The organism is Streptomyces sp. NPDC093598, assembly GCF_044764825.1.
GTDB lineage: Bacteria > Actinomycetota > Actinomycetes > Streptomycetales > Streptomycetaceae > Streptomyces.
The window spans coordinates 99,939-113,340 of sequence record NZ_JBIWIV010000001.1 but is presented as its reverse complement, the minus strand read 5'-3'; the positions used below and the strand labels follow the sequence as shown (position 1 = coordinate 113,340).

Here is a 13,402-nt window from a genome sequence, read left to right as displayed (position 1 = left end):
CCTCAGCACGACCCGGCACGACCATGCCCGGGAAGAAAGCGCTTCCCGCGCACGTACCGACGCACGACGTACCAGACGTACTGAGAACGGAGAACAGTCATGGCCCAAGCCGCAGCCGTGGCGAAACCGCCCGCGCCACCCCGGCGGCGCCGGGCCTCCGCCACGCCGCGCAGGCTCCCGTACCTGCTGATCGCGCCGGCCGCCCTGCTCATGCTGGGGTTCATCGCCTACCCGGTCATCAGCGTCTTCTACTACAGCCTTCAGAACTACAACCCGACCAAGCCGTGGCGGAACGGCTTCGCGGGCTTCGACAACTTCGTCCACGCCTTCACCGAGGACCCCGTCTTCTGGGACACGCTGGTCTTCAGCGCCAAGTGGGTCGTCGTCGAGGTCGGCCTCCAGCTGCTGTTCGGCCTCGCGCTCGCCCTGATCGTCAACCAGACCTTCGTGGGCCGGGGCCTGGGACGCGCCCTGGTCTTCTCCCCGTGGGCCGTCTCCGGCGTGCTGACCTCCGCGATCTGGGTGCTGCTCTACAACTCCCAGACGGGCATCACCCGCTACCTCGCCGACATGGGCATCGGCTCCTACGGGACGAGCTGGCTGTCGGACACCTCGACCGTGTTCCCGGCGGCGATCGTGGCCGACCTGTGGCGAGGGGTGCCGTTCTTCGCGATCCTCATCCTCGCCGACCTCCAGTCCGTCTCGAAGGACCTCTACGAGGCCGCCGAGGTCGACGGCGCGAGCCGGCTGAAGCAGTTCTGGCACATCACCCTGCCGCACCTGAAGGACGCCATCATCCTGTCCACGCTGCTGCGCGCGGTGTGGGAGTTCAACAACGTCGACCTGCTCTACACCCTGACCGGCGGCGGCCCCGCAGGCGAGACGACCACGCTGCCGCTGTACATCGCCAACACATCCGTCGACGCCCACAACTTCGGCTACGCGTCGGCCCTGACCACGGTGGCGTTCGTGATCCTGCTCTTCTGCTCGATGGTCTACCTGCGGCTGAGCAAGTTCGGAGGCGAGAGCAAGTGAGCGTCGAGGAAGCCACCAAGACGGTCCCCGCCCCCGTGCGCGCCACCCCCGAACCGCCGCGGCCCGCCAAGGGCCACCGGGCCTGGGACGAGGCGCCCCGCTGGCAGATCTACCTGCCCCTGGGCATCTACCTGATCTTCACCCTCGTCCCCTTCTACTGGATCCTGCTGTTCTCGCTGCGCCCGGCCGGCTCGACCTCGCTCGTGCCCTGGCCGATGACCTTCGACCACTTCGAGAAGGTCTGGACGGAGCGCAGCTTCGGCACCTACTTCACCAACAGCGTCCTCGTCGGCGTCGCCACCCTGCTCATGACGACGCTCGTCGCGCTGGCCGGCGGCTACGCCCTCGCCCGGTTCGACTTCAAGGTCAAGCGGGCGTTCATGCTGGCCCTGCTGTGCTCCCAGTTCGTGCCGGGCGCGCTGCTGCTGGTCCCGCTGTTCGAGATCTTCGCCGAACTGCAGATGATCAACTCGCTCGGCAGCGTCATCCTCGCCGAGACGGTCTTCCAGCTGCCGTTGTCGATGATCCTGATCAGCAACTTCATCAAGAACGTGCCGTACTCCCTGGAGGAGGCGGCCTGGGTGGACGGCTGCAACCGCATGACGGCCTTCCGGATCGTGGTGCTCCCGCTGCTGCGCCCCGGGCTCATCGCCGTCGGCTCGTTCGCCTTCGTCCACTCCTGGAACCACTTCCTGTTCGCCCTGATGTTCCTGAACAACCAGGACAAGCAGACGATCCCCGTCGGCCTCAACTCCCTGATGAGCGCGGACAGCGTCGACCTGGGCGCGCTCGCCGCGGGAGGCATCATCGCGGCCGTGCCGGTCGTGATCGTGTTCGCCTTCATCCAGAAGTGGCTGATCACCGGGTTCAGCGCGGGGGCGGTGAAGGGATGAGAGCGAAACGACTCGCCCTTGCCGCAGGGTTGTCGGGGGTGCTCTGCATGCCCGCGCACGCCGATGCCCGGGACATCGGCCGCGACACCCTCCCGGCGAACGACGGCTGGGCCGCCCAGGGAGCGGGGACCACCGGAGGAGCGGCCGCCGACGCCGAGCACGTGTACACGGTGACCGACCGCGCCGGGCTCGTCCGCGCCCTCGACGGCGGCAGCGACACTCCGAAGATCATCAAGATCGCCGGCACGATCGACGCCAACACCGACGACGACGGCGACCGCCTGGACTGCGCCGACTACGCCACCGGCGGCTACAGCCTGAAGAAGTACCTCGCCGCCTACGACCCCCGCACCTGGGGCTCCGCCAAGCCCAGCGGCCCCCAGGAGGAGGCCCGCCAGGCCTCCGCCGCACGGCAGGCCGAGCGGATCGTGCTGCCCGTCGGCTCCAACACCACCCTCGTCGGCCTCGGCGACTCGGCCGTCCTCAAGGGCGCGAGCCTCCGGGTCAAGGACGCGGACAACGTCATCGTGCGCAACCTGGACGTGCGCGACGCCTACGACTGCTTCCCCGTCTGGCAGCCCAACACCGGCGGCCTCGGCGACTGGAAGACGGCGTACGACAACATCTGGCTGACCGGAGCCACCCATGTGTGGGTGGACCATGTGACCTTGAGCGACAAGGGCCACCCGGACTCCGGCGAGCCCACCCACTTCGCCCGCAACTACCTGCGCCACGACGGCCTGCTGGACATCACAGGCGGCTCCGACCTGGTCACCGTCTCCTGGAGCCGGTTCGCCGGCCACGACAAGGCGATGCTCATCGGCAACGGCGACACGGCCACCGGCGACCGCGGCAAGCTCCGCGTCACCCTGCACCACAACGCGTTCGAGTCGGTCGTCCAGCGCGCCCCGCGTGTCCGCTTCGGCCAGGTGCACGTCTACAACAACCGGTACGACATCACCGGCGACGACTACCGCTACTCCCTCGGCGTCTCCACCGAGTCGAGGATCCACGCCGAGAACAACGCCTTTCACGCGCCCGGCCATGTGGAGGTCGCCGACCTGGTCAAGAGCTGGAACGGCAGCGCCCTGCACCAGAGCGGCACGCTCTTCAACGGCTTCCCGGTCGACCTGCTGGCGATCCACAACGCCTACAACTCGGGCAGTGAGCGCGACCTGACGGCCGACGTCGGCTGGACGCCCACCCTGCACGGGCGGATCGACAGCGCCCGGGCGGCCGACCGGGCGGTGGCCCGCGGTGCGGGAGCGGGGAGGATCCCATGACCGGTCGCATGATCGACTCCATGGACGAAACCCACAGCAGCGCCCGCGACCGCCCGCTGAGCACCCCCCTGCCCCTCGTTCTCGCCGGCGCCCGCGGTCACGGCCGCTGGCACGTCGAGAACATCCGCCGCCTCCAGCGCAAGGGCACGGTACGGCTCGTCGGCGTCTGCGAGCTGACGCCGCTGACCGAGGAGGAGCTCGGCGACCTGGGCACGCCCGAGCAGTCCGCAGACTTCGGTGCCCTGCTGGACTCCACCGGCGCCCGGATCGCCGTGGTCTGCACCCCTATCCCGACCCACACCGACCTCGCCCTCACGGCGGCCGAACGCGGCGTGCACCTCCTCCTGGAGAAGCCGCCCGCCCCCTCCTACTCCGAGTTCCGCCGGATGGCCGACGGGGTGGCCGCGGCCGGTGTCGTCTGCCAGATCGGCTTCCAGTCGCTGGGCTCGCACGCCCTGCCCGCCGTCCGCGCGCTGGTCGAGGAGGGCGCGATCGGGCAGCTGGTCGGGCTCGGCGGAGCCGGTGCCTGGGTGCGCGACGAGGACTACTTCCGGAGGGCGCCCTGGGCCGGCAAGCGGCGGCTGAACGGCGTCGACGTGATCGACGGGGCGCTGACCAACCCCCTCGCCCACGCCGTCGCCACCGCCCTCGCCCTGGGCGGCAGCACCCACGCCGAGGACGTCACCGGCATCGAGACCGAACTGCTGCGCGCCAACGCCATCGAGTCCGACGACACCTCCTGCGTCCGCGTCACCACCGCCCAGGGCCACCCGGTCACCGTCGCCGCGACCCTGTGCGCCGAGCAGGCGGACGAGCCGTACGTGCTGGTGCACGGCAGCAGCGGCCGGATCACCTTCTGGTACAAGCAGGACCGCGTGCTGCTCCAGCGCGCGGGGCACGGCCCGGAGGAGTCCGAACACGGCCGCACCGATCTGCTGGAGAACCTCGTCGACCACCTCACCACCGGCGCGGACCTGCTGGTCCCACCGGACGAGACCGGCGCCTTCATGAAGGTCGTGGAGGCCATCCGCACGGCTCCCGACCCGGCGCCGCTGCCGGACACCGCCTGGCACCGGGTCCCCGGCGAGAGGCGCCGGGTGGTGCCCGGAATCGACGGACTCGTCGCGGCCGCCGCCGACACCCTCTCCCTCTACTCCGAGCTCGGCGCCCCCTGGGCGCACCTGTCGAACGAGGTGAGCACCCGATGACCAGCAACGACACCGCGGTCCTGCGCGTCGCGGGCCGGCCGGTCGGCCGGTACGTCACCCGGCCCGAGCTGCCCGTCCGGCTCTCCCCGCGCCCCTACCTGCACCCAGTCACCACCCTGGCCGGCACGACCGTGACCGAAGTCGGCCCGGCCGACCACGCACACCACCTCGGCGTCGGTGTCGCCGTTCCCGACGTCGAGGGGTTCAACTTCTGGGGCGGACGCACCTACGTCCGCGACCAGGGCCCGACCGAGCTCGACAACCACGGCTCGCAGCGGCACATCGCCTTCCAGCTGCGCGACCCGGACGGCTTCGTGGAGGAGCTGCGCTGGGTGGCCCCGTGCGGCGAGCTGCTGCGCGAACGCCGTACGGTAGCGGCCACCGAACTCACCGGCCGGGCCTGGGCGCTGGACCTCACGTTCTCCCTCACCAACGTCACCAGGAGCCCGCTGTCGGTCGGCAGCCCCGCGACCAACGGGCGCCCGGGCGCGGCCTACGGCGGCTTCTTCTGGCGGGCCCGCAAGGAGTCCTCGGCGCCGGAGGTCTTCACGGCCGGGGCCGACGGCGAGGAGAAGGTCCACGGCCGTCCCGCCGACTGGATCGCTCTGCGGGGCGGCACCTGGACGCTGGTCTTCGCCGGCGCCACCGAACAGACCCGCCGCGACCCGTGGTTCGTGCGCACCGAGGAGTACCCGGGGGTCGGCTCCTCCATGGCGTACGACGAGCGGGTGCCGATCCCGCCGGGCGAGACCGTCGTGCGCCGGGTGGTCACCGTCGTCGCCGACGGCCGTCTCGACCGGGACGACGCGGCGTCCCTCGTCCGCAAGGCGGTGAGCCTGTGACCTCCGAGACCTACCGCAACCCCATCCTCGACGCCGACTGGTCCGACCCGGACGTCGTCCGGGTCGGCGACGACTTCTACCTGACCGCCTCCAGCTTCGGCCGCGCCCCCGGACTGCCGCTGCTGCACTCCCGGGACCTGGTCAACTGGACCCTGGTCGGGCACGCCCTCGAACGGCTCGAACCGGCCGCCGAATTCGACAGGCCCCGGCACGACTGCGGAGTCTGGGCCCCCTCCCTCAGGTATCACGACGAACGCTTCTGGATCTTCTGGGGCGACCCCGACCAGGGCATCTTCCAGGTCAACGCCCCGCAGATCAGGGGTCCCTGGACCCGGCCGCATCTGGTGAAGGCCGGCAAGGGCCTGATCGACCCCTGCCCCCTGTGGGACGAGGAGACCGGCGAGGCCTATCTGGTCCACGCCTGGGCCAAGTCCCGCTCCGGCGTCAAGAACCGCCTCACCGGGCACCGGATGCGTCCCGACGGCACCGAACTCCTCGACGAGGGCAAGGTGATCGTCGACGGGGACCGCATACCCGGCTGGTTCACCCTCGAAGGTCCCAAGCTCTACCGGCACGACGGCTGGTTCTGGATCCTCGCCCCCGCCGGGGGAGTGGAGACCGGCTGGCAGGGCGCCTTCCGCTCGCGCGGCTTCTTCGGGCCGTACGAGGAGAGGATCGTCCTGGAGCAGAAGGACACCGACGTCAACGGCCCCCACCAGGGCGGCTGGGTGCGCACCCCGTCCGGCGAGGACTGGTTCCTGCACTTCCAGCAGCGCGGCGCCTACGGCAGGGTTGTGCACCTCCAGCCGATGCGCTGGGGTCCGGCCGGCTGGCCGGTGCTCGGGGACGACGGCGCTCCTGTCACCGAACACCGCCGCCCCGCCCTGCCGCCACAGCCGCCCGCCGCGCCCGCCACCGACGACGACTTCCCCGGCGGACGGTACGGCCGACAGTGGCAGTGGACGGCCAATCCGCGCGACGGCTGGGCCACCCAGCACTCCGCGGACGGGCTGCGGCTGGCCTGCGTCCGCTCGGTCGACGCCCACGACCTGCGCAAACTCCCGAACCTCCTCACCCAGCGGCTGCCCGGCGCGCCGTCCGCCGTCGAGGTGGAACTGCGCCTGCACAGTGAGGAGCCGGGGGCGAGGGCCGGACTCGCGGTCCTCGGGGACGCGTTCGGCTGGATCGGCCTGCAGCGCGGGGCCGACGGCTCGGTCCACCTCGTGCACCGGTTCGCCGAGGGGGTCGCCGAGCGGGAGCGCGACGCGGCCCACCCGCGCCTGGCACCCGAGGGGCGCGTCAGGCTCCGCATCGAGATCGGCGCCGGAGCCCGCTGCCGCTTCTCCTACGACCTCGGCGACGGCCCGTGCCCGTCGGGTCCCGTTTTCGCCGCCACCCCCTGGCGCTGGGTCGGCGCCCTGCTCGGCCTCTTCGCCCTCGCGCCCGTGGGGTCGGGGCACGCGGGCGCCGCCACGTTCACGCACTTCCGGATCAACGCCCTGTAACCCACCGCATCTGTACGCCCCTCTCGCCTGTTGGGAGCCGCAATGACGCACCTCCGTAGCAAGCGCTTGCCCAGACCGGGTGTCGCCCTGGCCGCCGTCGCGGGCCTGGTCGCCGCCCTGGGACTGGGAATGACCGGGGAGGCGAGGGCCGCCGAACCCGTCTCCGCCGAGAAGTCCGCACCGGCGGCCGCCCGCTGGACCGACCGGGCCCACGGCTTCGCCTCGTTGGCCGGAGGCACCACGGGCGGTGCCGGCGGCAAGGTCGTCACGGTCACCGACCAGGCCTCGCTGGCCAAGTACGCGGCCGCCGAGGAGCCGTACGTCATCCGGGTGGCGGGGGCGGTCGCCGTCCAGCCCTTCGGCTCGGACATCGTCGTCGCCTCGAACAAGACGATCATCGGCGTCGGCGACACCGGTGAGATCGTCCACGGCGAACTGCACCTCAACCCCGGCACGCACAACGTCATCATCCGCAACCTGACGATCCGCGACTCCTACGTCGAGGGCGACTGGGACGGCAAGACCACCGACTTCGACGCCATCCAGATGGACTCCGTCCACCACGTCTGGATCGACCACAACCGCTTCACCCACATGGGCGACGGCCTGCTCGACATCCGCAAGGACAGCCAGTACGTCACCGTCTCCTACAACCAGTTCACCCATCACAACAAGGCGTTCGGAATCGGCTGGACGGACAACGTCCAGACCCAGATCACCATCGACCACAACTGGTTCACCGGCACGAAGCAGCGCAATCCCTCGGCGGACAACTGCGCCTACGCGCACCTGTACAACAACTACGTCTCGGCACAGGTGGCCGACGGCGACCCCGTGTGGACGTACGGGAACTGGTCCCGGGGCCGCACCAAGATGGTCATCGAGAACGGTTACTACGACCGGGTCCAGCACCCCTACCAGGCCGACGCCACCGCGGAGCTGGTGGAGCGCGGGTCGATCCTGAGGAAGACCACCGGGCGGACCGACGAATGGGGTGCGGCCTTCACCCCGCGCGACTTCTACGACTACCGGCTGGACCCCGCCCGCGCCGTCCCCGCCCTGGTGAAGAAGTTCTCCGGTCCGCAGGAGCGGATCGGTGTGACCCTCGACGTCCCGGGCGCCTACCCGACCGTGCAGGCGGCCGTGGACGCCGTGCCCGACGGCAACGACGTGCCGGTGACGATCGCGGTCGCGCCGGGCACCTACCGGGAGAAGGTGGTCATCCCGGCGGCCAAGCCGAAGATCCTGCTCCGGGGGACCGGCCGTGACCGTTCCGACACCGTCATCGTCCACAACACGCCCGCCGAGTACGGGGGTTCGACCGGCAGTGCCACCGTGCGGATCGCGGCGAACGACGTCACCGCACGCAACCTCACCTTCAGCAACGACTTCGACGAGGCCTCGGTCGAGCTGAAGGGCGAGCAGGCCCTGGCGATGAAGACGACCGGCGACCGGATCGTCTTCGAGGACACCGCCTTCCTGGGCAACCAGGACACCCTGATGACCGACAGCCCCAAGCTGAACGTGATCAGCCGGGTGTACGTCCGCGACTCCTACATCGAGGGCGACGTCGACTTCATCTACGGGCGTGCCACGACCGTGATCGAGCGGTCCGTGATCAAGGCGCTCAGCCGCGGGTCGACGACCAACAACGGGTGGGTCACCGCCGCTTCGACGTGGACGGGCAACCCGTACGGGTTCCTGATCACCCGCTCGAAGATCGTGAGCGACGCGCCGGACGCAAGCTTCCACCTCGGCAGGCCCTGGCACCCGGGCGGCGAGCCGAACGCGGTGGGCCAGGTACTGATCCGCGACACCCGGCTGCCCGCCGCGATCAAGTCCTCGCCGTGGACGGACATGAGTGGCTTCTCGTGGAAGGACGCGCGTTTCACGGAGTACCGGAACTACGGGCCGGGGGCCGCTGTCACCCAGGACCGGCCGCAGATGAGCGACGAGGACGCGAGGACGCACACCGTCACCGCCTACCTCGAGGGCAACGACAACTGGGCGCCCCACGCACGCCACTGACCCCCACAGCTTCATATCTCCGTTTGATCCAGAAGAGAGAGCCGACCATGAAGAGCAGCATCCGCAGAAGCAGGCACGCGGCCACCGCCGTCGCCCTGGGCTCCGTCCTCGCCCTGACCGCGACCGCCTGTGGTGACGACGGCAGCGGCGCCGGCGGCGACAAGGGGGCCGAGGGCAGCGGCAAGGGCAAGATCGTCTTCTGGGACAACAACGGCGGTGTCCGCACGGACATCTGGAAGCAGATCATCGCCGACTTCGAGAAGGCGAACCCGTCCATCAAGGTCGACTACGTCGGTATCTCCGCCACGGAGTACCAGTCCAAGGTCGACACCGCCATCCAGGGCGGCGGTCTGCCGGACGTCGGCGGTGTCGGCGCGGCGATGGCCGCCGGGTTCGCCGCCCAGAACGCGTTGGATCCCCTGGACGGCCGACTCGGCAAGTCCACGCTCAAGGACAAGCTCAACGAGGGCATGGTCGAGTCGCTGAAGTCCGCCGGTGGCGGGGACGCGCTGTACTCGATCCCGACCTCCGCGAACAACGGCACCCTCTACTACCGCACCGACCTGTTCCGGAAGGCGGGCCTGGACGCGCCCACCACCTGGGAGAAGTTCTACGAGGCCGCAGAGAAGCTCACCAACGCCAAGAAGAACGAGTTCGGCTACACGATCCGCGGCGGCGCGGGCTCCATCGCACAGGCGCTGGACGCGATGTACGGGCAGTCCGGCATCACGTCCTTCTGGGACGCCGACGGCAAGAAGACCACGGTCAACGACCCGAAGAACGTCGAGGCGCTGCAGAAGTACGCCGGCCTGTACAAGAAGTACACGCCGGCCGCCGACCTCAACAACGACTTCACCAAGATGGTCGCGCAGTGGGACTCCGGCACGATCGGGATGCTCAACCACAACCTGGGCTCCTACCAGGACCATGTGAAGGCGCTCGGCCCCGGCAAGTTCCGCGGCATCCCGCAGCCCACCGGTCCCGGCGGCAAGCGCGTCCAGGTCTCCAACCCGGTCGACGGTCTCGGCCTGTTCAAGAGCTCCAAGAACAAGGAGGCCGCCTGGAAGTTCATCGAGTTCGCCGCCTCGCACGAGTCCAACTCCAAGTGGAACGAGTCGGCCGGCGCCATCCCGTCCAACACGGACGCCGCCAAGGACGCCTGGATCTCCAAGGCCGAGCCGACCAAGCTCGCCGCCGGGGCCCTCAACGACGGCTCCACCACCATCGTCCAGCTGCCGTACTACCTGCCCGACTGGAACACCATCTCCAAGGCCGACAACGAGCCCAGCTTCCAGAAGGTCCTGCTCGGCGACATGAGCGCCGAGGAGTTCCTGGACAAGATGGCCGATCAGCTGAACGAGGCTCAGGCGGAGTGGGACCAGCAGAAGGGCTGACGCTGCCGGGTTTCGCCCTGGGACGGCCTGCGGTGTGCAGGCTGCGGGCCGTCCCGGGCTGGTCGCGTACACGCGGTGGAGCCACATACGGAAACACCCCCGCGCCCCTGGGTGCCCGCTGAAAGAAGGGTTTGTCGTGTCACTGAGCCGTAGACAAGTCACCTCGGCCGCTGTTGCCGCCGTTCCTCTCACCTTCGCCGCCACCGGTACCGCGCAGGCCACCGGCCGCCGCGCCCGGACCCTCTACATCGCCGGTGATTCCACCGCCGCACAGAAGTACGCCGATGCGGCGCCCGAGACCGGGTGGGGAATGGCGCTTCCGTTCTTCCTCCACAAGGATCGGCCGGTCGCCAATCACGCGGTCAACGGACGTAGTTCCAAGAGCTTCGTCGATGAAGGACGGCTCGCTGTCATCCTCCGCCAGATCCGGCCGGGCGACTTCCTGCTCATCCAGTTCGGTCACAACGACGAGAAGGCGAACGACCCCGCCCGGTACACCGAGCCCTGGACGACGTACCAGGACCATCTGCGGATGTACATCGACGGGGCCCGGGCGCGTGGGGCGCGGCCCGTGCTCGCCACGTCCGTCGAGCGGCGCAAGTTCGACGCGGCCGGCAAGGCTCTGCCGACGCACGGCGACTACCCGGCGGCCATGCGGGCGCTCGCCAAGGAGGAGCAGGTGACTCTGCTCGACATCCAGGCGCTGTCGATCGCGCTGTGGCAGAGGCTGGGCGTCGAGGAGACGAAGAAGTACTTCAACTGGACCGCGACCGAGCAGGACAACACGCACTTCAACCCGCCGGGCGCGATCGCGGTGGCGCGGCTCGTGGCACGGGAGATGCTGCGTACCCGGGTGCTCACGCCGGGCGACGTGCGCCGGCTGGACGAGACGATCCCCGAGTCCTGGATCACCTGGCCGAAGGCCACCGCGTAACACCCCCGCCCCTCGAAAAGGAGATGCGCACCATGCACCCACGTAGATGGCATGGGCATGCCATGACGATGAGGGTTGCCGCCCTCGCCGGCTGCACCGCGCTGGCGCTGTCCCTCACCGGCACCGCCGCCGCCCGGGCCGACTCCCGCGATCCCGCCCGGCAGACGCTCGGGGCGAAGGACGGCTGGGGGTCCTACGGCACCGGGACCACCGGCGGCGCCGCCGCCGACGCCGAGCACGTCTACACCGTGAGCACCTGGGCCCAGTTCAAGGCCGCCCTCGCCGCGGGCGGCAGCGCACCGAAGATCATCAAGGTGAAGGGGACCATCGACGCGGTCTCCGAGGGGTGCGACGCCTTCGCCGCGCCCGGATACGACTTCGACGCCTACCTGAAGAAGTACGCGCCCGAGACGTGGGGCCTGGACAAGGACCTGAGCCAGGAGCCCGCCGACAGCCCGGAAGGGCTGCGCCGCGCCTCCGCCGACAACCAGGACCAGGCCATCAAGGCCGGCGTGCCCGCCAACACCACCATCATCGGGCTCGGGAAGAACGCGGGCTTCAAGGGCGCCAGCCTCCAGATCAAGGGCGTCGACAACGTCATCGTCCGCAACCTCACCTTCGAGAGCCCTCTCGACTGCTTCCCGCAGTGGGACCCGACCGACACCTCCACGGGCGCCTGGAACTCCGAGTACGACACCGCCGTCGTCTACGGCTCCACCCATGTCTGGATGGACCACAACACCTTCACCGACGGCAGCCACCCCGACAGCGAGGCACCGACGTACTTCGGCACGCTGTACCAGCAGCACGACGGGCTGCTGGACATCGTCCGGGGATCCAACTACGTCACCGCCTCGTGGAACGTGTTCGCCGACCACGACAAGACGCTCATGATCGGCAACAGTGACAGCGAGTCGACCGCCGTGGGCGACCGGGGCAAGCTCAAGGTGACGCTCCATCACAACCTGTTCCGCGACGTGGTCGAGCGCGCGCCGCGCGTCCGCTTCGGACAGGTCGACACGTACAACAACCACTTCGTGGCCGGCCAGGACTACGTCTACAGCTTCGGCATCGGCAAGGAGTCCCAGCTCGTCGCCGAGCACAACGCCTTCACGCTGCCCAAGGGGCTCAGTCCGGCGAAGATCCTGAAGAAGTGGATGGAGGCGCCGGTCACCGCCGCGAACAACTACGTCAACGGCAAGCCGACCGACCTGATCGCCGTCCACAACGCGGAGATCCCCGGCGAGACCCTCCAGTCGGGCGCCGGCTGGACGCCGACCCTGCGGACCAAGGTCGACCCGGCGAAGGCCGTGCCCGGAATCGTCGACCACCGCGCGGGCGCCGGCCGCATCTGCTGACGCTCCCGAGAACCGGCCGGGCCGGGCGCACGCCACGAGGTGCGCCCGGCCCGGCCCCTCCCCGGACCATCACCCGGCACGAGCCGCACCGCGAAGGGACAGCCGCATGTCCTCGCACTTCCACCGTTCCATCCCCCGCAGAGGATTCCTCGTCGCGAGCGCCGGGACGGGCGCCGCACTCGCCCTCGCGCCGGTCCCCGCACGGGCCACCGGACGACAGCGCCCGTTCGGCCGGTACGGTTCACCGGCCGCCCGCCTCAGCCCGAAGACGCTGTACGTCGATCCGCGCGGCCGCGGCGACCACACCTCCGTCCGGGAAGCCGTCGTCGCCGCCGGCAGCGGCTGGACGCTGGTCATCGCTCCGGACACCTACCGGGAGACGGTCGCCGTCGACCGCGCCCGTACGGGGATGACCTGGATCGGGGCGAGCGAGAACCCCCGTGACGTCGTGATCGTGTACGACAACGCGGCCGGAACCCCCAAGCCCGAGCGGTGCCACTTCCGGACCCTGACACGGACCGACCCGACCGGCGCCCCGTACGGGTTCGTCTTCGCGCCGTCGACCGCCGCCGCCGATCCGCTCGGCTACCTGGTGACCCGGAGCCGCGTCAGCAGCGAGGCACCCGACGGCTACTACAAGCTGGCCCGGCCCTGGGTGCCCAGCTCCGACACCACCGCCCGCCCCATGCTCACCGTGCGGGACACCCGGCTCGGCCCGGGCATCGACGCGGTCGCTCCCTACGCCGACATGTCGGACGCCCACCCGTGGCAGAACCAGCGCTTCGCCGAGTACCGCAACACCGGACCGGGCGCGGACATCTCCGTCCCCGCCAACCGGCCCCAACTCACCCCCGTGCAGGCCCGGTCCGCGACTCGCGCCGCCTGGCTCGGCGACTGGGAGCCCTGGAAGGGGGAGTGCTGA

At 70.1% G+C, this 13,402-nt stretch carries 11 protein-coding genes; all 11 read left to right on the top strand.

What is annotated here, in order from left to right:
• Positions 1-99: 99 nt before the first annotated feature.
• Positions 100-1,035, top strand: coding sequence for a carbohydrate ABC transporter permease (locus ACIRDU_RS00535; RefSeq protein ID WP_403572343.1), 936 nt, complete (start codon positions 100-102; stop codon positions 1,033-1,035).
• Positions 1,032-1,928 carry a carbohydrate ABC transporter permease gene (locus ACIRDU_RS00530; protein WP_403572340.1) on the top strand — a complete coding sequence of 299 codons (897 nt, stop codon included), beginning with the start codon at positions 1,032-1,034 and terminating at the stop codon, positions 1,926-1,928. Before ACIRDU_RS00535 ends, ACIRDU_RS00530 begins: the two co-directional genes overlap by 4 nt.
• A gap of 47 nt (positions 1,929-1,975) precedes the next feature.
• Positions 1,976-3,211, top strand: a complete 1,236-nt coding sequence (locus ACIRDU_RS00525; protein WP_403572337.1) for a polysaccharide lyase family 1 protein — start codon at positions 1,976-1,978, stop codon at positions 3,209-3,211.
• An 8-nt stretch (positions 3,212-3,219) separates the two neighbouring features.
• A complete protein-coding gene (locus ACIRDU_RS00520; RefSeq protein ID WP_403575059.1) occupies positions 3,220-4,419 on the top strand; it encodes a Gfo/Idh/MocA family protein in 1,200 nt (399 codons plus the stop codon).
• Positions 4,416-5,261: a PmoA family protein gene (locus ACIRDU_RS00515; RefSeq protein WP_403572334.1), complete on the top strand. Its 846-nt coding sequence runs from the start codon at positions 4,416-4,418 to the stop codon at positions 5,259-5,261. The genes ACIRDU_RS00520 and ACIRDU_RS00515 overlap by 4 nt, the downstream gene beginning before the upstream one ends.
• Positions 5,258-6,766 (top strand): family 43 glycosylhydrolase, encoded by a 1,509-nt coding sequence (locus ACIRDU_RS00510; RefSeq protein WP_403572331.1) that lies wholly within the window; start codon positions 5,258-5,260, stop codon positions 6,764-6,766. The genes ACIRDU_RS00515 and ACIRDU_RS00510 overlap by 4 nt, the downstream gene beginning before the upstream one ends.
• Positions 6,767-6,808: 42 nt before the next feature.
• Entirely contained in the window at positions 6,809-8,794 is a 1,986-nt protein-coding gene (locus ACIRDU_RS00505) for a pectinesterase family protein (RefSeq protein ID WP_403572328.1), read from the top strand.
• Positions 8,795-8,841: 47 nt separating this feature from the next.
• Positions 8,842-10,188, top strand: coding sequence for an ABC transporter substrate-binding protein (locus ACIRDU_RS00500; RefSeq protein ID WP_403572326.1), 1,347 nt, complete (start codon positions 8,842-8,844; stop codon positions 10,186-10,188).
• A gap of 136 nt (positions 10,189-10,324) precedes the next feature.
• Entirely contained in the window at positions 10,325-11,122 is a 798-nt protein-coding gene (locus tag ACIRDU_RS00495; RefSeq protein ID WP_403572323.1) for a rhamnogalacturonan acetylesterase, read from the top strand.
• A gap of 32 nt (positions 11,123-11,154) precedes the next feature.
• Positions 11,155-12,480, top strand: coding sequence for a polysaccharide lyase family 1 protein (locus ACIRDU_RS00490; protein WP_403572320.1), 1,326 nt, complete (start codon positions 11,155-11,157; stop codon positions 12,478-12,480).
• A gap of 106 nt (positions 12,481-12,586) precedes the next feature.
• Positions 12,587-13,402: a hypothetical protein gene (locus ACIRDU_RS00485; RefSeq protein WP_403572317.1), complete on the top strand. Its 816-nt coding sequence runs from the start codon at positions 12,587-12,589 to the stop codon at positions 13,400-13,402.